General features: G+C 71.0%; 14 protein-coding genes, 1 tRNA gene and 1 riboswitch. Of the genes, 4 read left to right on the top strand and 11 right to left on the bottom strand.

All coding sequences use genetic code 11. The features are described from left to right. Positions 1 to 89: 89 nt before the first annotated feature. Positions 90 to 914 (top strand): hypothetical protein, encoded by an 825-nt coding sequence (locus tag ABZX40_RS19715; RefSeq protein WP_355739484.1) that lies wholly within the window; start codon positions 90 to 92, stop codon positions 912 to 914. 126 nt (positions 915 to 1,040) lie between these two features. Here the strand turns inward: ABZX40_RS19715 and ABZX40_RS19710 are convergent, their stop codons facing one another. Beyond that, positions 1,041 to 1,352, bottom strand: a complete 312-nt coding sequence (locus ABZX40_RS19710; protein WP_355739487.1) for a hypothetical protein — start codon at positions 1,350 to 1,352, stop codon at positions 1,041 to 1,043. A 103-nt stretch (positions 1,353 to 1,455) separates the two neighbouring features. Here ABZX40_RS19710 and ABZX40_RS19705 point away from each other — a divergent pair, with 103 nt between their 5' ends. Continuing rightward, positions 1,456 to 1,686, top strand: a complete 231-nt coding sequence (locus tag ABZX40_RS19705; protein ID WP_355739490.1) for a DUF4287 domain-containing protein — start codon at positions 1,456 to 1,458, stop codon at positions 1,684 to 1,686. 95 nt (positions 1,687 to 1,781) lie between these two features. Here ABZX40_RS19705 and ABZX40_RS19700 read toward each other — a convergent pair whose 3' ends face one another. Beyond that, positions 1,782 to 2,666, bottom strand: a complete 885-nt coding sequence (locus ABZX40_RS19700) for a Bax inhibitor-1/YccA family protein (RefSeq protein ID WP_355739493.1) — start codon at positions 2,664 to 2,666, stop codon at positions 1,782 to 1,784. A gap of 712 nt (positions 2,667 to 3,378) precedes the next feature. Then, a tRNA-Leu gene (locus ABZX40_RS19695) sits at positions 3,379 to 3,464 on the bottom strand. 516 nt (positions 3,465 to 3,980) lie between these two features. Between ABZX40_RS19695 and ABZX40_RS19690 the strand changes: the two genes are divergently transcribed. Continuing rightward, positions 3,981 to 4,748 carry an ABC transporter ATP-binding protein gene (locus ABZX40_RS19690; protein ID WP_355739496.1) on the top strand — a complete coding sequence of 256 codons (768 nt, stop codon included), beginning with the start codon at positions 3,981 to 3,983 and terminating at the stop codon, positions 4,746 to 4,748. 63 nt (positions 4,749 to 4,811) lie between these two features. After that, positions 4,812 to 7,340 carry an ABC transporter permease gene (locus ABZX40_RS19685; protein ID WP_355739499.1) on the top strand — a complete coding sequence of 843 codons (2,529 nt, stop codon included), beginning with the start codon at positions 4,812 to 4,814 and terminating at the stop codon, positions 7,338 to 7,340. Between the two features lie 122 nt (positions 7,341 to 7,462). Here the strand turns inward: ABZX40_RS19685 and ABZX40_RS19680 are convergent, their stop codons facing one another. The 8 genes from ABZX40_RS19680 to ABZX40_RS19645 all read right to left on the bottom strand — a co-directional run bounded on the left by ABZX40_RS19680 (position 7,463) and on the right by ABZX40_RS19645 (position 17,651). Further along, entirely contained in the window at positions 7,463 to 8,752 is a 1,290-nt protein-coding gene (locus tag ABZX40_RS19680) for a cyclopropane-fatty-acyl-phospholipid synthase family protein (protein WP_355739502.1), read from the bottom strand. A 242-nt stretch (positions 8,753 to 8,994) separates the two neighbouring features. Then, entirely contained in the window at positions 8,995 to 10,374 is a 1,380-nt protein-coding gene (locus ABZX40_RS19675; protein WP_355739505.1) for an NAD(P)/FAD-dependent oxidoreductase, read from the bottom strand. A gap of 399 nt (positions 10,375 to 10,773) precedes the next feature. Then, positions 10,774 to 11,715, bottom strand: coding sequence for a Ppx/GppA phosphatase family protein (locus tag ABZX40_RS19670; protein WP_355739508.1), 942 nt, complete (start codon positions 11,713 to 11,715; stop codon positions 10,774 to 10,776). A gap of 479 nt (positions 11,716 to 12,194) precedes the next feature. Continuing rightward, entirely contained in the window at positions 12,195 to 12,740 is a 546-nt protein-coding gene (locus ABZX40_RS19665) for a DUF501 domain-containing protein (RefSeq protein WP_355739510.1), read from the bottom strand. An 88-nt stretch (positions 12,741 to 12,828) separates the two neighbouring features. Further along, entirely contained in the window at positions 12,829 to 13,305 is a 477-nt protein-coding gene (locus ABZX40_RS19660; protein WP_355739513.1) for a septum formation initiator family protein, read from the bottom strand. Between the two features lie 104 nt (positions 13,306 to 13,409). After that, entirely contained in the window at positions 13,410 to 14,696 is a 1,287-nt protein-coding gene (gene eno / locus ABZX40_RS19655; RefSeq protein WP_355739515.1) for a phosphopyruvate hydratase, read from the bottom strand. A gap of 480 nt (positions 14,697 to 15,176) precedes the next feature. Beyond that, a complete protein-coding gene (locus tag ABZX40_RS19650; protein ID WP_355739518.1) occupies positions 15,177 to 15,881 on the bottom strand; it encodes a transglycosylase family protein in 705 nt (234 codons plus the stop codon). A 4-nt stretch (positions 15,882 to 15,885) separates the two neighbouring features. Continuing rightward, positions 15,886 to 16,083: riboswitch (cyclic di-AMP (ydaO/yuaA leader) on the bottom strand. A 299-nt stretch (positions 16,084 to 16,382) separates the two neighbouring features. Next, positions 16,383 to 17,651 carry a transglycosylase family protein gene (locus tag ABZX40_RS19645; protein ID WP_355739521.1) on the bottom strand — a complete coding sequence of 423 codons (1,269 nt, stop codon included), beginning with the start codon at positions 17,649 to 17,651 and terminating at the stop codon, positions 16,383 to 16,385. Between the last annotated feature and the right edge of the window lie 270 nt (positions 17,652 to 17,921).

The following is a 17,921-nucleotide window of genomic DNA, read 5'->3' as shown; positions in this document are numbered from 1 at the left end:
TTCGTGACGTTACGCACTGACAGCGGGTTAGTTCACCCATCAAGCTGATGTAGGAAGTCGGGGGTCGACTTTAAACCGGGAGTACGTCAGTGAGCGCCATGCCGATCGCATTGCTGGTCACCACGGCCGCCACCGGCGCCGTGGGCGTCGCCGTCCTGCGCACCCTCATACAGCTGCGCCGCCAGGTCGCGGCCCTGCACCAGGATCTCGCCGGCGGCGGTGCCGCCCGGGGTCTGGTGCCCGCGGCCCGTCCCGCCGCCGACACCGATCAGATACGGGCGGCGGTGGCGGAGGCCCTGGCCGAGGAGCGCGAGCGGGAGCTCGCCGAGGCGCGTGCCTTCTGGGCCGCCCAGGAGGCCCGCGACGCCGCCGACGCGCCGTCCCTGCTGGGCCTCGGTGACAACGAGCCGTTCCTGCCCCGCCCCACCGACTTCGCGGGCCTGGAGGCGCTGGAGCCGGTCACCGAACCGGCCCCGGAGACCGAGGACCACCACCACGACCACCACCACCGCGATCACCCGCGTGACTACCCGGCGGACTCGCCCGAGCTGTCCGCGGCCCGCCGCCGCCACCCCTCCCACCCGGACTTCACACCCGTCACCTCACCGGTCGTGGGCGACCACGAGCGTACGGTGAGCACGCTGGAGGAGCTGGCGGCCGACCGGGTCGAGCTGACCGACGTCCGCCCCGGCCCGCTGGGCACGCTGGATGTGTATGTCTTCGCCGACGGCACCACGCTGTGCATGACCCCGGGCCACCGCGAGACCGCGGAACGCCTCGCCGCCGCCCTGCGCTCCGGCGAGATCCCCCACCTGCTGGGCGGCTCGGGCATCTCCGGCGCGTACACGCTCACCTTCCAGTGCGGCGAGGAAACGGTCTACATCCTGGCGGACCGGGTCATAGCGTCCCTGTAGTCACCGGCCCTGTAGTCGCCGTGCCTGTAGTCGCCGTTCCTGTAGCCACCGGCCCTGTAGTCAGTCGCCGGTCCCGTAATCGCCGGCCCCGCAATCGTCGTCCCCGTAGTCACCGGCCCTGAGGCGTCACACCCCGGCCCGCCCCTGCGCGGCCACCACAACCCCCACCGCCTCCTCCACCTCCCCCTCCGTGCGGAGCACGACCGCCAGGTCCCGCCCCGCCACCGTCACCTGATCCGCGACCGCGAACATCCCCGCGTCCGGCATCTCCCGCGGCTCCGCGCCGGGCTCCTCCACCCGTTGCGCCCACCGCGCCAGCTCCCTCGCCAACCCCAGTGCCTCCGCGGCACCGCCCCGCTGGAGACGGCTCTGCGGAGCCGCCCTCAGCCGGTCGGCGAAGTGATCCACTGCTCGGGTCAACGGCGTCGTATCCACCACGCGGCGAGCGTACGCGCCGTACCCGGACTGTTGCCAACAGGCCGATGCTCAGGCACGGTGACCTGAAGGACCGGCTTACACCCGATTGCGTCCGGAGGCGCCGATGTCCCAAGTCTTCTCCGCGGAGACCCATCGCAACCTGCTCGCCCGCATCCCCCATTGCACCGGTCGTGAAGTCGCCGACTGGTTGCGCGCCGTCGAGGACGGCCCGGCTCTCATCCGCTTCGAGGAGAAGGTCAGCTGGCTGCGCCATGAACACAATCTGGCGTACGGCCACGCGAAGGCGATCATCCACGAGTACGACCTGAGGAGGGCGGCGCGCAGGTTCTTCTGAGACTCCTCTGAGACCCCTGCCTCCTGGCACCGAGCGCGCGAAAGGGCCCCGGGATTCCCGGGGCCCTTCTCATCGGTCTACCAGCGGAGCGACCGTCAGTCGTCGCCGCTGAAGATCGCGACCAGCCGCAGCATCTCGATGTAGATCCACACCAGGGTCATGGTCAGACCGAACGCGGCCAGCCAGGATTCCTTGCGCGGGGCGCCGTACGCGATGCCGTCCTCGATCTGCTTGAAGTCGAGGGTGAGGAAGAACGCGCCGAGGACGATCGCGAAGATACCGACGATCGCGCCCAGCGGGCCCATGCTGCGCAGTCCGCCGTCACCGGCGAAGCCGAACGCGACCAGCAGCAGGTTCACCGCCATGACCAGCACGAACGCGATGGCGATCGCCATGCCGATACGGGCGTAGCGGGCCGTGACGCGGATCCAGCCGGCCTTGTAGATCAGCAGGGTGGCGCCGGAGACGGCCATCGTGCCGAGCACGGCCTGGAAGGGGGCGCCGGACCAGCGGGAGTTGAACATCTCGCTGAAGACGCCGAGGAAGACACCCTCGAACGCGGCGTAGGTCAGGATCAGCGCGGGCGACGCGTTGCGCTTGAAGGACTGGACCATCGCCAGGACGAAGGCGATCAGCGCGGCGCCGATGGCCAGGCCGTAGCTGCTGGACGAGACCGGCAGCAGGGCCCACGCCAGGACGGCGCCGACGACGACCGTGCCCAGCGTCATGGCCGTGCGCATGACGACGTCGTCCATCGTCATACGGTCGGTGGTGGCCGGGGCCTGGGGCGGGGCACCCTGCACGCCCGGCTGGGCGTAAGGGTTGGTCGCGTACGGGTTGGTGCCGGCGCCAGGCTGGGCGTAGGGGTTGCCCTGCGTGCCCACTGCTGCGCCCCCGGCCTGCGGCGCGGTGTTGAAGCCCGCGGAGCCGTTGTCGCGGCTGAACCCCCGTCGCGAGAAGACCGGGTTGCTGCTCCTCATTTCACTCCTCCATGGCCACCGTGCGTGGCCTTGGCTCAAGAGTAATGGAAAGGCAAAGGAATGACCCTAGTGCCTGGGGAGGATCTTTCCCTCGCCTGTGTTCAGGAACACGCTACGCGTGTGGGTGATTCCCACCAGTGGTGGGGGGCCGACGATGACCGTTCTGGTACAGAACCGTTCTGCTACGGAGAGGTGCCCGGAACCGCGCCTACCGTGCTCGGCGCCGGGCCTGCTCCCCCCGGCAGGCCCGGCCCCTGACCTGAGTGCCAGGTGTTCAGCGACGCCGGCATTCGACGGACGACGCGTGGTTGTCCTCGCCACCGGTGAAGCCGGGATCCCTGAACAGACAGAGCCTGCTCGCCGGACATCCGCCCCGCCCGCGTCCGGGACCTTCTCGTCCAGCCGCTGGTGTACGTCTCCGGCATCCCGAGGGCGGTCGGCGTGGTGGTGTCAGCGGGGCCCGAGCCGTTCGCCGTGATGCCGATGACATATGCCTGGCATGCGGAGTCCGGCGCCTCGGGACCAGCGGGGGCAGAACCCTCGCCCTCCACCCGAACCAGTGACCGGTGGCCTACTGCCCTTGATCTTTTGCGAGTTGCGCGCATGATGTGACAGCACATCAGTTGGACGGAGCGTCAGCCATGCGCCGGACGGCACCAAAGACTGACGGCGCCCGTCAGCCGTTTTCGCTGGTCAGACGCCGTAGGCAGAGTGGTGCCCGGAACCGGACTTGAACCGGTACGCCCGCGAGGGGCAGCGAGGTTTAAGCTCGCCGTGTCTGCATTCCACCATCCGGGCAGGCCGTGGGCTCCGCATCGAGGCTCCGAGCCTATCGGGGTACGTCCCCCGAACAGCGGACGGGAGGACCGATGTTGTCTTATTTTATTGACGTCTGAGGGAGCATCAGACCGCAAAATAGGCCATCAGCACTTGCCACCAGCCTGTCGCGCGATCACGGACCGCGTATGCGGAATGACGGAATTTCACCGTGCGCGTGGATGCGTTCCCGGCCGTCGCCGTGAGCGCTCCCGGTACCGCGAGTGCCCCCGTGCTCCGCGCGGACGGCGCGCGCTCCCCATCCCGGTGATCACGGCACGCCCCGCGCGGACGGCGCGCGCCCGGCCCGGCCAAGGCTCCGGCGCACTGCTCCGAGTCGGGGGCGCCCCTCATCCCGAGGTATGACACGGCGGGCCGCGGTGCGACCGGAGGCGGGCCATGGAACGGGAGCAGCGGCTGACTCCAGGCCCCTTTGTGCTCGGGACGATGGACCTGTCCTCGAACAGCGTCCCGACCTCCCGACAGGAGCACCCTCCCGTGACCACGACCCCCATCGCCCGGCCCACGACCGCGGCGGCCCGCGCCACGGAGCTGTCGAAGATCTACGGACAGGGCGAGACCCAGGTGGTCGCCCTGGACCGGGTCTCCGTCGAGTTCCGGCAGGCCGAGTACACCGCGATCATGGGCCCCTCCGGCTCCGGCAAGTCGACCCTGATGCACTGTGTCGCCGGGCTGGACACCTTCTCGTCCGGGTCCGCGCGGATCGGTGAGACCGAGCTGGGCTCGCTCAAGGACAAGCAGCTCACCAAGTTGCGCCGGGACAAGATCGGCTTCATCTTCCAGGCGTTCAACCTGCTGCCGACGCTGACCGCGCTGGAGAACATCACGCTGCCGATGGACATCGCCGGCCGCAAGCCCGACAAGCAGTGGCTCGACCGGGTGATCCAGATGATCGGGCTGTCCGGGCGCCTCGGCCACCGCCCCTCCCAGCTCTCCGGCGGCCAGCAGCAGCGCGTCGCCGTGGCCCGCGCCCTGGCCTCCCGCCCCGAGATCATCTTCGGCGACGAGCCCACCGGGAACCTGGACTCCCGCTCCGGCGCCGAGGTGCTGGGCTTTCTGCGCAACTCGGTGCGCGAGCTGGGCCAGACCGTGGTGATGGTGACCCATGACCCGGTGGCGGCGGCGTACGCGGACCGGGTGATCTTCCTGGCCGACGGCCGGATCGTGGACGAGCTGTACGGGCCGACGGCGGACCTGGTGCTGGACCGGATGAAGCAGTTCGACGCCAAGGGCCGCACCAGCTGACCGCAGGGTCACCCCTCACCCCCATCGGACCGTACCGACCGTACCCACTGGACTGAGACAGCCATGTTCCGCACCGCCTTGCGCAATGTGACCGCGCACAAGGCCCGGCTCCTGATGACCGTCCTCGCCGTGATGCTCGGCGTGGCCTTCGTCTCGGGGACCCTGGTCTTCACCAACACCCTCTCCGACGCCCTCCAGAACAGCTCCTCCAAGGGCTTCGACCAGGTCGACGTCGCCGTGACCCCCGACAGCCGCGAGGCCGAGGGCGACCGGGTCGGCTCGACGCCCGAGCTGACCGAGGCCCTCCTCAAGGACGCCGGGCAGGTGCCGGGCGCCGCCTCCGCGACCGGTGTCGTCACCGGCTTCACCGCCCTCGCCGACAAGGACGGCAAGCTGATCGGCGGCGGCTTCCAGTCGCAGGGCGGGAACTACTGGGGCACCGACGACCCCCGGTATCCGCTGGTCAGCGGCAGTGTGCCGAGCGGACCCGACGAGATATTGATCGACTCCGAGACCGCGAAGCGGGCCGGCTACGAGGTCGGCGACACCATCCGGATGTCCATCGACGGCCCGGTCCTGGAGCCGGCCATCACCGGCATCTTCACCACCGACGACGGCAATGTCGCCGCCGGTGGCAGCCTCGCCCTCTTCGACACCGCCACCGCCCAGTCGCTGTTCGGGAAGGAGGGCACCTACGACGAGATCGATGTCACCGCCGAGCCGGGAGTCGGCCAGGCCGCGCTGAAGAGCGCGCTGGACGAGGCGCTGCCCGGGGACGTGGTCGACACCAAGACCGGTACGCAGCTCGCGGACGACCAGGCCAGGAACATCGAGACCTCGATGAGCGGTCTCCAGCAGGGCATGCTGGCGTTCGCCGGGATCGCGCTGTTCGTCGGCACCTTCATCATCGCCAACACCTTCACCATGCTGGTCGCCCAGCGCACCAAGGAACTGGCCCTGATGCGCGCGGTCGGTGCCTCGCGCCGCCAGGTCACCCGCTCGGTGCTGATCGAGGCGTTCGTGGTCGGCACGGTCGCCGGGATCGCCGGTCTGGTCGCGGGCATCGGCATCGGCGCCGGGCTGCGCGCCCTGATGGGCTCGCTGGACGTCACCGTCCCGGACGGCCCGCTGGTGGTCTCGCCCGGCACGGTCCTGGTCGCCCTCGGGGTCGGCGTCGTGATCACCATGCTGGCCGCCTGGCTGCCGGGCCGCCGGGCCGCGAAGATCCCGCCGGTCGCCGCGATGAGCAGCGTGCACGCCCAGGCGAGCACCAAGTCGCTGGTGGTGCGGAACACGATCGGCGCGCTGTTCGCCGGTGCCGGAGTGGCCGTCATCCTGGCCGCGACCGGGATGGAGGGCTCGGACGGGCAGCTGCCGATGGGGCTGGGCGCCGCCCTGCTGATCATCGGGGTGTTCATCCTGACCCCGCTGCTGTCCCGGCCGCTGATCGCGGCGGCGGCCCCGCTGCTGCGGGTCTTCGGGGTGGCGGGCAAGCTGGCCCGGCAGAACTCGGTGCGCAACCCGCGCCGCACCGCCGCCACCGCCTCCGCACTGATGATCGGCCTCACCCTCATCACCGGCATGACGGTGATGGCGGGCAGCCTCCAGAAGTCCATCGACAAGATGGCGGGCGAGGCGATCCGCGCCGACTACGTCGTCTCCATGGCCAACGGCAACGCGCTCTCCCCGGATGTCGAGCGCACCCTGCGCGACACCGAGGGCGTCACCGCCACCAGCCCGATGCGCAACGCCCCCTCGCGCATCGACGGCGAGACCGAGTACCTCACCGGTGTCGACGGCCGCACCTTCGGCGAGCTGACCGACTTCCCGCTGGACAGCGGCTCCTTCACCATCGGCGGCACGGACGCCGTCGTCGACACCGACACCGCCGAGCGGTACGGCTGGCAGCCCGGCTCGACGTTCACCGCCCACTTCGAGGACGGGGAGAGCGAGCGGCTCACCGTCTCCGGGGTGTACGAGGCGAACGAGATGTTCAACGGGATCATGCTGGACGCCGGGACCCTCGCCCCGCACCAGAGCGAGCCGGACGACATGCTGGTCATGGTCGCCGCGGACGGCGGGGTCTCGGACGCCACCAAGGACCGGCTGGAGGAGGCCCTCGGCGCCAACCCGGCCATCCAGGTCCAGGACAAGCAGGATCTGTCCAACGAGATCGCCAGCATGTTCACCCTCATGCTCAACATGCTGTACGCGCTGCTCGCCATGGCGGTGATCGTGGCCGTCCTCGGGGTGATCAACACCCTGGCCATGTCGGTCTTCGAGCGCTCGCAGGAGATCGGCATGCTCCGGGCGATCGGCCTGGACCGCCGGGGCATCAAGCGGATGGTGCGGCTGGAGTCCCTGGTGATCTGCATGTTCGGCGGGGTCCTCGGGATCGGCCTCGGCGTCTTCTTCGGCTGGGCGGCCGGGCAGTTGGTCGGCTCCCAGATGTCGACCTACGAGCTGGTCCTGCCGTGGGGCCGGATGGCGCTGTTCCTGCTGCTGGCGGACCTGGTCGGGGTGCTGGCCGCGCTGTGGCCGGCCCGCCGGGCGGCGAGGCTGAACATGCTGTCCGCCATCAAGGCCGAATAGGCCGGAGCAGGCGGAGCAGGCCGGGCCAGGGGGCGGCCCGGTGATGCCGAAGGCCCCGTCCCTCCCCGGTGACCGTGACCGGGGAGGGACGGGGCCTTTCCGTCGTCCGCTGTGCGCCGCGGTCAGCCGTGCCAGGCGCGGGCGCGCAGGGGCAGGCCCGCGGGGCCGGGTGCCGGGGTCTTCACGGCCAGGATCTGGTTGACGCCGATCCGGTTGCGTTCGAAGGACAGCGCCGAGGCGGCCATGTAGAGGCGCCAGACCCGGGCCCGGCCTGGGCTGGTGAGTTCGACCGCGCGGTCCCAGCCGGCCTCCAGATTGGCGACCCAGCGGCGCAGGGTGAGCGCGTAGTGCTCGCGCAGCGACTCCACGTCCCGCACCTCGAACCCGGCCCGCTCCAACTGGGTGACGGTGGTGCCGACGGGGGCCAGCTCGCCGTCCGGGAACACATAGGCGTCGATGAAGTCGTTCACCTCGTAGGCGGACTCGTCGCGCCGGGGGCGGCGGGCGATCTGGTGGTTGAGCAGCCGGCCGCCGGGGCGCAGCAGGCCGTACAGATCGGCGGCGTAGTCCCGGTAGCGTTCGGCGCCGACGTGCTCGGCCATGCCGATGGAGGAGATGGCGTCGTAGGGGCCGTCCCGGACGTCCCGGTAGTCCTGGACGCGGATCTCGACCTGGTCGGTGAGTCCCTCGTCGGCGATCCGCTTGCGGGCGTAGGCGGCCTGTTCCTGGGAGAGGGTGACGCCGACGGCGCTGACCCCGTGCTCGCGGGCGGCGTGCAGCACCATCGAGCCCCAGCCGCAGCCCACGTCCAGCAGCCGTTGGCCCGGCTTCAGGGCGAGCTTCTCGCAGATGAGTTCGAGCTTGTCGCGCTGGGCGCCCTCCAGTGTGCCGCCGTCCTCCCAGTAGGCGCAGGAGTAGACCATCGACGGGCCGAGGACGATCTCGTAGAAGTCGTTGCCGACGTCGTAGTGGTGGCTGATCGCGCGGCGGTCGGTGCGTCTGGTGTGCAGATGGCGGGGTCTGCGGATCTCCTCGGGGGGCGGTGGGGGCGGCAGCGCGGGTCCGGCGAGGCGGAGCAGTCCGCGGACGGCCGCGCGCACCTCGGGGTCGCGCAGTGCCTGGCCGAGCGTACGGTCGTCCTCGCTGCGTTCCCAGAGCTGTCCGGCCAGCAGTTCCAGTGCCCGGTACAGATCGCCCTCGACGGTCAGGTCGCCGGAGACCCAGGCGCGGGCCAGGCCCAGTTCCCCCGGCTTCCACAGCAGCCTGCGCAGGGCCCGGCGGTCGCGGACGACCAGGACCGGCGCGTCCGGCGGGCCGTCCTCCGAACCGTCCCAGGCGCGGATCCGCACCGGAAGCGGTGCTGCGAGCATCTGTTCGAGCAGTCCCCTCAGCCGCGGCGCGGCGTGGGCCATGGCGCACCTCCGTGACAAGTGATCGCGGATGACTTCCTCCACGTAAACACCTGGCGGGCGCCCGCGCAGTCCCCAACGCGCGTTACGACTGGGCAAAACACCTGTACTCCGCACCATTTGCCTGCTGATCCGTCAGATCGGCCCGGCCCGGCCGGGGCCGGGCACGCCGAAGGGGCCGTCCGCACCACGGATGGCGGACGGCCCCTTCGGAAGGTGTGCCGGACGGGCGGGCGATCAGACGGTCAGGACGCCTTGGCCGGTTCCTCGGTCTTGGCGACCGGGGCGGGGGCGGGCTTGGCGGCCTCGTAGAACTCCTCGCGGGGGTTCTCCATGGCGCCGAGGGAGACCACCTCGCGCTTGAGGAACATCCCGAGGGTCCAGTCGGCGAAGACCCGGATCTTCCGGTTCCAGGTCGGCATGGCCATGCCGTGGTAGCCACGGTGCATGTACCAGGCGAGCCGGCCCTTGACCTTGATCTTCATCTTGCCGACGACGATCATCGCGACGCCCTTGTGCAGACCGAGGCCCGCGACCGCGCCCTTGTTGGCGTGGCTGTACTCCTTCTGCGGGAAGCCCCGCATACCGGAGATCACGTTGTCGCCGAGCACCTTGGCCTGGCGCAGCGCGTGCTGCGCGTTGGGCGGCGTCCAGGCGTTGGGGTTGCCGGCCTTGCGGGCGGCGAGGTCGGGGACCTGGGCGTTGTCGCCGGCGGCCCAGATGTAGTCGGTGCCCTGCACCTGGAGGGTGGGGGCGGTGTCGACATGGCCGCGCGGGCCGAGCGGCAGACCGTAGCGGGCGAGCGCCGGGTTGGGCTTGACGCCGGCCGTCCAGACGATCGTGCTGGAGTCGACCTCCAGCCCGTTCTTGAGCACCACATGCCCGTCGACGCAGGAGTCCAGGGAGGTGGAGAGATAGATCTCGACGCCCCGGCTCTCCAGGTGCTCCTTGCCGTACTGGCCGAGCTTGGGGCCGACCTCGGGCAGGATCTTGTCGGCGGCGTCGACGAGGATGAAGCGCATGTCCTCGCGGCTGACGCTGGTGTAGTACTTGGCCGCGTCCCGGGCCATGTCCTCGACCTCGCCGATGGTCTCCGCGCCCGCGAAGCCGCCGCCGACGAAGACGAAGGTGAGCGCCGTGCGGCGGATCTCCTCGTCGGTGGTGGAGTCGGCCTTGTCCAGCTGCTCCAGCACGTGGTTGCGCAGGCCGATGGCCTCCTCGATGCCCTTCATACCGATGCCCTGCTCGGCGAGGCCGGGGATCGGGAAGGTCCGGGAGACCGCGCCGAGCGCGATCACGAGGTAGTCGAAGGGAAGCTCGTACGACTCACCGACCAGGGGCGCGATCGTGGCGACCTTGCGGTCCTGGTCGATGGTGGTGACCCGGCCGGTGAGCACCTCCGCCTTGGGCAGCACACGTCGCAGCGGGACGACGACATGGCGCGGGGAGATGTTGCCGGCGGCGGTTTCGGGGAGGAAGGGCTGGTAGGTCATGTACGACCGGGGGTCGACGACCGTGACGGTCGCCTCGCCGTAGCGCATCTTCTTCAGGATGCGCCGAGCCGCGTACAGGCCGACGTACCCACCGCCTACTACGAGGATCCTGGGACGCTCCGTGGTGCTCATGCCATTGAGTATCCACCTGGGTCGGGGGGGTACCTCGTGCGCCCCTTCACAAGCTTCGGTGCACCCTCTGCTACACTGCGCGGCCCGCGTGATCCACATCATGGCGTGGAAAGGGAACCGGGGCCCCCTCCGACCCGTTGTCAATGCCGCGTGAGCTGCCGGTCCGCCCCTGCGGAATCCGTTGGACCACTGCCGTCGACGGGCCCCTGAAACCCCCCGGTAACACTCCCCCGGGCACCCCCGCACCCCCCATCGACCCCCGGACGGGCGCAGGGGGGCCGGTTGGTCCCCCGACAGGGCCGAAATCCTTGTGAAGAACTTCACGAAGTTTTCCGGCGGGGGGTCCCGCGGAGCCCTCGGAGGGGCCCGGAACTGCGCTCATACGGCCGGTGGAGTCGCTCAGGCGAGGGACCAGGCGATGCCGTCCAGGATGTCGTGCTCGCTCACCACGACCTCCTCCGCGCCGGTCCGGTCCATGATCGAGAGCAGCACGAGCGCCCCCGCGGCGATCACATCGACCCGCCCCGGGTGCATGGAGGGGACGGCGGCCCGCTCGGCGTGCGTGGAGCGCAGCAGCCACTCGGTGATCTCCCGGACCCGGGCGTGCGGGACACGGGAGTGGTGGATGGCGTCGGAGTCGTAGGCGGGCAGATCCTGGGCGATGGCGGACACCGTCGTCACCGAACCGGCCAGGCCGACCAGGGTCCGGGCCTCGCGCAGCGGCACGGCGCGCTCCGCGAGGTCGAGGGCGGCCTCGATGTCGGCCTTCATGGCGGCGATCTGCGCCGCGGTGGGCGGGTCGGTGACGGCCCCGTCCACGACCAGGTGCCGCTCGGTCATCCGCACACAGCCGACGTCCACCGAGCGGGCGGCGTCGACACGGTCCCCGCCGACCACGAACTCGGTCGAACCGCCGCCGATGTCCACGACGAGGAAGGGGTGGGTGAGGCCATCGCCGGCGGTCAGTTCCTTGGTGGCGCCGGTGAAGGACAGCTCGGCCTCCTGGTCGCCGGAGATCACCTCGGGCTCCACGCCCAGGATGTCCAGCACCCCGCGCACGAAGTCGTCCCGGTTCTCGGCGTCGCGGGAGGCGGAGGTCGCGACGAACCGGAGCCGCTCGGCGCCGTGCTCCTTGATCAGGGCGGCGTACTCGCGGCAGGCCGCGAAGGTCCGCGCCAGCGCCTCGGGCGCCAGCCGCCCGGTCCGGTCGACGCCCTGCCCGAGCCGCACGATCGTCATACGGCGGTCCAGGTCGGTGAGTTCACCGGTCGCGGGGTCGACGTCGGCGACGAGGAGGCGGATGGAGTTCGTACCGCAGTCGATGGCGGCGACGCGGGGCATAGGGGGTGTCCTTCGGGGGTGGGGGCGTTTGGGCCCGTGCGGCGGGTGGGGGCGGGGTGGGCTGTTCGGGGGGTGGGGCGTGCCGGTCTGTCCGGTAGGTGGGGGGCCTCTTGGCCCGTCTGGCGAGTGGGGCTGCTCAGCCGGGCGGGGGTGGGACCCTCAGCCGTGCGGCGGGGTGGGGGGCCTTTCGGCCCGTCCGGCGGGTGGGGGCGGGGTGGGCTGTTCGGCGGGGCTCGGGCTCTCGGTCTGTCCGGCGGGTGGAGGGCGTGTCGGTCTGTCCGGTAGTGGGGGGCCCTTGGCCCGTCTGGCGAGTGGGGGCCGCTCAGCCGGGCGGGGGTGGGGCCCTCAGCCGGGCGGTGGGGTGGGGGCCTCTCAGCCGGGCGGCGGGTGGGGCCCCTCAGCCCGTCCGGCGATTGAGGACGAGGCCGTTCAGGCCGAGGGGGGTGCGGGGGCGGAGCCCCCGCGATGGTGGCCGACGGTCACGGGGACGGGGACGGCGCGGCAGCGCGGTCGCCGGGGACGACACACGCCCCCTTGCGCCACCACTCCGGGAGCATCTCCAGCGCCTCGTCGCCGAGCGGGTTCACTCCCGGCCCGGCGGCCAGGCTGTGCGCCACGAGGACGTGCAGGCACTTCACCCGGTCCGGCATCCCGCCCGCGCTGGGGAAGCCGGTCAGCTCCTCGATCTCGTCCCGCCGCCGGATGTAGTCCTCGTGCGCGGCGCGGTACGCGGCGGCCAGCTCCGGGTCGCTCTCCAGGCGGGCCGTCATGTCCTTCATGACCCCCTCCGCCTCCAGCGTGCCGATGGCGGAGGCGGCCTTGGGGCACGTCAGGTAGTACAGCGTCGGGAAGGGCGTGCCGTCGGGGAGCCGGGGCGCGGTCTCCACGACGTCGGGCTGCCCGCAGGGGCACCGGTGCGCGATGGCGCGCAGTCCGCGCGGGGGACGGCCGAGCTGCTGCTGGAAGGCGGCCACATCGGCGTCGGTGGGTTCGGTGCGCGGGGTGGGCGGCGGGGGCGTCTGCATGATGTCTTTCTGTCGGTCAGGTCGGTCGTAGGGGTGGGGGCCCGGGGTGGTCCCGGGGGCGTGGCCGGAGGCCGGAGGCCGGGCGCGGTCAGCCGTCGGCGGCGTCGGACTTGTCGACGCCGTCCCAGACGTTCGCGTACCAGGGCCGGTCCGCGGCGCCCGTGTCGGCGCGGGACTGGCGGGCGGCGTCCGGGTCGATCACGATGTAGCCGGTCTCGCCCGGCAGCACGTAGTGCAGCCGCTCACGGATCTGCTGCTCGGCGTAGGCGTCGTCCTGCCAACGTGCCTTCTCGTCGCGGAGTTCCTCGACCCGTTCCTGCGCCTGCTGCCGCTCGCGCTCCAGGTCGGCGATCTCGGCGCGCTGGGCGACGTACTGCCTTATCGGGTAGGCGAGGGCGACGATCAGGGAGCACAGGACCAGGGCCAGCAGCGCGGCGCGGCCGGTGAGCCGGGAGCGGCGGGCCTGGCGGCGGGTCTGCGAGCGGTAGACCCGCTCGGCGGTCTGCTCGCCGAGCAGCCGCAGCCTGGTGGCCGTGGAGAACCGGTCCCGTTCCTTCAGGGCCATGCCCCCGCCTCCCGTTCACACGCGCGTACGTCCCCGCACACGGTACGGGACCGGGTACGGGGACGTACGGACGACGCTTGCTGCGGGGCTCGGGTTCCGCCGGTTCAGCCCTTGAAGCGGGGGAAGGCGCTGCGGCCGGCGTACACCGCGGCGTCGTCGAGGATCTCCTCGATGCGCAGCAGCTGGTTGTACTTGGCGACGCGCTCGGAGCGGGCCGGGGCGCCGGTCTTGATCTGGCCGCAGTTGGTGGCGACGGCGAGGTCGGCGATGGTGACGTCCTCGGTCTCGCCGGAGCGGTGGGACATCATGCACTTGAAGCCGTTGCGCTGGGCCAGCTCGACGGCGTCCAGGGTCTCGGTCAGCGAACCGATCTGGTTGACCTTGACGAGCAGCGCGTTGGCGGCGCCCTCCTCGATACCGCGGGCGAGGCGCTCCGGGTTGGTGACGAAGAGGTCGTCGCCGACGATCTGGACCTTGTCGCCGAGGCGCTCGGTCAGCACCTGCCAGCCCGCCCAGTCGTCCTCGAACAGCGGGTCCTCGATGGAGACCAGCGGGTAGGCGGCGGCCAGCTCCTCGTAGTACTCCGTCATCTCGGCGGCGGAGCGCTCCTTGCCCTCGAAGAGGTACTTGCCGTCCTTGTAGAACTCGGAGGCGGCCACGTCGAGCGCGAGGGCGATCTGCTCGCCGGGGACGTACCCGGCCTGCTTGACCGCTTCGAGGATGAGGTCGAGGGCCTCGCGGTTGGAGCCGAGGTTCGGGGCGAAGCCGCCCTCGTCGCCGAGGCCGGTGGACAGGCCCTTGGTCTTCAGCACCTTCTTGAGGGTGTGGTAGACCTCGGTGCCCCAGCGCAGCGCCTCGGAGAAGGACTCGGCGCCGATCGGGGCGATCATGAACTCCTGGATGTCCACGTTCGAGTCGGCGTGCGACCCGCCGTTCAGGATGTTCATCATCGGGACCGGCAGCAGATGCGCGTTCGGACCGCCCAGGTAGCGGAAGAGGGGGAGGTCGGACGCCTCGGAGGCGGCGTGGGCGACGGCGAGGGAGACGCCGAGGATGGCGTTGGCGCCGAGCGAGCCCTTGTTGTCGGTGGCGTCCAGGTCGAACATCGCCTGGTCGATCAGGCGCTGCTCGGTGGCGTCGTAGCCGACCAGCTCCGGGCCGATCTGCTCGATCACCGCGAGGACGGCCTTCTCGACGCCCTTGCCCTGGTAGCGGTTGGGGTCGCCGTCGCGCAGCTCGATGGCTTCGAAGGCGCCGGTGGAGGCGCCGGAGGGAACGGCGGCACGACCCGTGCTGCCGTCGTCGAGGCCGACCTCGACCTCGACCGTGGGGTTGCCTCGGGAGTCCAGGATTTCCCGGGCTACGACGACGTCGATGGACGGCACGAGCATCTCCTTCGTGGATGTGACGCGGGTGGCGCAGCGGCCGGACGCGGTCGTGCGGGACCGCGGCGGCTCTGCGAGACGAGCCTAACCGTCCCGGGGGGATCGGCCAGCCGGTCTCCCACCCCTCGGACGGAACCGATCGTAAAATGTTTCCGAATGGAACAAATACGGGGGTTCGACGGCCGGAGGGTTGGCGCGAAAGGGCCCCGCCCCGGTGCGTACGGGGGATTCACGCACCGGGGCGGGGCGGGCCGTGGGGACGGGGGCCCCACGGGGTCTCTCGGGCTCTTCTCGGGCTCCCCGGTGCCGTAACCGGCGGAGGGTGCCGCCGGGGGGCGGCGGAGGGTGCCGCCGGGGGGCGCCCGTGTGAGGTCGTACCGCCAGCGTGGGGGGTGGGGCTGTGGGGGGAGCCTGAGCCGCCTGTGGGTCGGCCGTGAGGTGTTGCGGGGCGACCCGGTCGGCGGCTGCGGCTGCGGCTGCTCGGGACTACTTCAGGTGGAGCTGCTGGCCCGGGAAGATCAGGTCGGCGTCGTCGACGATGTCGTTGTTCCGCTCGAACAGCTGCTGCCAGCCGCCCGCGACATCGTGCTCGGCGGCGATGGAGCTGAGGGTGTCGCCGGAGACGACCTCGTACTCGCCGTCGCCCTTCTCGACGGTTCCGCCGGTCGGGGTGGTGACGGTCTCGTCGGACGCGGCCGGGCGCTCCTGCGAGCGGGAGGTGCTGGGCTCCTCGGTGCGCTCGGGCCGAGCGGGCTCGGGGGCGGGCTCCGGAGCGGTCTCGGGGGCCGTCTCGGGGGTGGTCGAGCCGCCGCCGTAGGGGGTGTTGGACAGGCCCACGCCGCAGGTCGGCCAGGCGCCCTTGCCCTGGCCCGCGAGGACCTTCTCGGCGATCTCGATCTGCTGCGCCTTGGTGGCCTGGTCGGCGGTGGCGGCGTACTGCGTGCCACCGAATCCGGCCCAGGTGGAGGCCGAGAACTGGAGGCCGCCGTAGTAGCCGTTCCCGGTGTTGATGGACCAGTTGCCGCCGGACTCGCACTGGGCGACGGCGTCCCACTCGGACGCGGTGGCGGCGGAGGCGTTGCCGGCCGCGACGAACGGGGCGGCGACAGCGGCGCCGGTGACACCGGCGAGCGCGATGACACGGGTGGCCTTGGACGGACGGCGGTGCTTGCCCTTGCCGGAGAACAGCATGTGGAGATCCCCTCACCGACGCCTACGAGGTGAGCTGTCGGGTTCGGGCCGGTTGAGTTGCCCGGCCATGTCCCGTACGGGGGTTTTCATCCCGTACGTCATGGCTTCACCCCAAGCCGGGTCCGTGCGGTCGAGTCGCCTCAACCTCCGTCACCGGCGCTTACCTTGGGTCCCCCGCTCCTGCCTACGGCGCTTGACGCGACGACCGTTCCCGTACGACCACCGGCAGGATTCGGCGTGGCGGCCTCGGGGCCCGCTGCTTGCGAGCGGTCCTGACCGTAGACACGCGATTCCCGGAATTTCAAAGACGATCAGGGCTTCTGAGACTCATCCCACACTTTCCCCAAACCCGGACATTCGACGCGAAGGGGGACGTGAACTCCCGTCACTTCCGGCCCACTTCTCCCTCCGGGTGGGGCCGGGGAGGAGGGCAGGAGAGGGCCTGGAGTGGACCCAGGGAGGGCTCGGACATGGCGTGGGCGGGGCTCGGTCCGCGACCGGCTAGCCGCCGACGGTGAGCGTCTGACCGGGGACGATGTGGTTCGGGTCGCCGTCGAGCACCGCCTCGTTCAGCCGGTAGACCTGGCGCCATCCGCCGTCGACCTCAAGGGAGTCGGCGATGGAGCTGAGGGTGTCGCCGGAGCGGACGGTGTAGCTCCGGTCGAGCGCGTCCTTCTCGCCGCCTCCGTCACGCGAGGCCCTCGGGTCGGACTCCCCCGCCCTTACTTCGCCCAATTCCCCCACTTCATCCGATTCCTCTACCGCGTCCGTCGCATCCGGCGCCGGGGCCTGCGTCGAGCCCTCGCCGGTCGCGGAGTCACTGGGGAAATCAGAGGAATCAGGTGAATCAGGTGAATCGGGGGAATCAGGGGAATCAGGGGAATCGCTTGAATTGCCCGAGAAAGTGTTGGGCTTCTTCGTGTCCTTGGCCGGGGTGCTCGCGTCCGGGGTGCTCTCGTCGGCGCTGCTGCCGCGGTGCTTGCCGGTACCGGGGGTCGGGTCGACCTCGGGCAGGGCGCTGGTGTCGACCAGGAACGAAGAGCCGAGACCCTGCCCCAGGCTGCCCGTTTCCTCACCGTTCGCCCCGGAGGGGGACTCGGTGGGCGGTTCGACCGGAGAGGCCGAGACGGAGGAGTCGCCGGAGGGGGAGGACGACGGGCCCGAGGGGTCGGAGGAGGGCGAGGTGGGGCCACCGGAGGGCGAGGACTCCGGCGTGCCGGACGAACCGTCGCCCTCGGTGCCCTCGGTGCCGCCGGAGGGGCCCGAGCCCCAGGACGAGTCGCTGGAGCCGCTGTCCGGCCCGGATGTCTCCGTACCGGGCGACCCGGTGTTTCCGGATGATCCGGAGGACCTGGACGAGTCGGTCAATCCGCCCGTGAGGCCGGGGGAACCGCCGCCGCCGTCCGTGGCCTCCGGTGTGGGATCACCGGCCACGCCCGTGTCGACGCCTGCCGGGTCCGTGTCCTCCGCCAGCCCGTGCAGCAGCCCGCAGACGGGCCAGACCCCGACACCCTGGTCGGCGAGGATCCGCTCGGCCACGGCGATCTGCTGCGAGCGGCTCGACTGGTCCGGGCTCGACGCGTAGTCCAGCCCGCCGTACGCCTCCCAGTCGTCCTGGGTCAACTGGAGGCCGCCGTAGCGCCCGTTGCCGTCGTCCGCGCTCCAGGCGCCGCCGCTCTCGCACTCGGCGACCTTGTCCCAGGTGGTGCCGCTCGCCGCGCTCGCGCCTCCGGCGCCGAGCAGGGGGAGGGCGATGGCAGAACCGGTCACTCCGGCAGCGACCAAGATGGCCGGGGCCTGACGGGGGCGACGGTGACGACCGTTCCCGGAGAGCATGCGGGGACCTTTCCCGAGACAGCGGTGACCCGCGCGGCGCGTGATGCTCGCGCGTCGCGCTGAGGGGTGAACGTAGCCGCAATCGTTGACTTGTCACAAGTTAATGCCGCGTAGATCACGTGAAGATCACAAAGCTGAAAGAGTGTCATCTTTTGAGTGACCGTCTGTGGATGTGAGGGGGCTGTGGGGTGACTGTCTGTCAAA

The sequence above is a fragment of the Streptomyces sp. NPDC004610 genome, from assembly GCF_040609715.1.
Taxonomy (GTDB): Bacteria; Actinomycetota; Actinomycetes; order Streptomycetales; family Streptomycetaceae; genus Streptomyces.
Note: the sequence above shows the minus strand (reverse complement) of the source record. Positions and strands in the feature narration are given on the sequence as shown.

Coding starts and splice junctions, on each gene's coding strand:
- ABZX40_RS19705 (WP_355739490.1), top strand. CDS start 1,456: ATGTCCCAAGTCTTCTCCGCGGAGACCCATCGCAACCTGCTCGCCCGC.
- ABZX40_RS19700 (WP_355739493.1), bottom strand. CDS start 2,666: ATGAGGAGCAGCAACCCGGTCTTCTCGCGACGGGGGTTCAGCCGCGAC.
- ABZX40_RS19685 (WP_355739499.1), top strand. CDS start 4,812: ATGTTCCGCACCGCCTTGCGCAATGTGACCGCGCACAAGGCCCGGCTC.
- ABZX40_RS19680 (WP_355739502.1), bottom strand. CDS start 8,752: ATGGCCCACGCCGCGCCGCGGCTGAGGGGACTGCTCGAACAGATGCTC.
- ABZX40_RS19675 (WP_355739505.1), bottom strand. CDS start 10,374: ATGAGCACCACGGAGCGTCCCAGGATCCTCGTAGTAGGCGGTGGGTAC.
- ABZX40_RS19670 (WP_355739508.1), bottom strand. CDS start 11,715: ATGCCCCGCGTCGCCGCCATCGACTGCGGTACGAACTCCATCCGCCTC.
- ABZX40_RS19665 (WP_355739510.1), bottom strand. CDS start 12,740: ATGCAGACGCCCCCGCCGCCCACCCCGCGCACCGAACCCACCGACGCC.
- ABZX40_RS19660 (WP_355739513.1), bottom strand. CDS start 13,305: ATGGCCCTGAAGGAACGGGACCGGTTCTCCACGGCCACCAGGCTGCGG.
- eno (WP_355739515.1), bottom strand. CDS start 14,696: ATGCTCGTGCCGTCCATCGACGTCGTCGTAGCCCGGGAAATCCTGGAC.
- ABZX40_RS19650 (WP_355739518.1), bottom strand. CDS start 15,881: ATGCTGTTCTCCGGCAAGGGCAAGCACCGCCGTCCGTCCAAGGCCACC.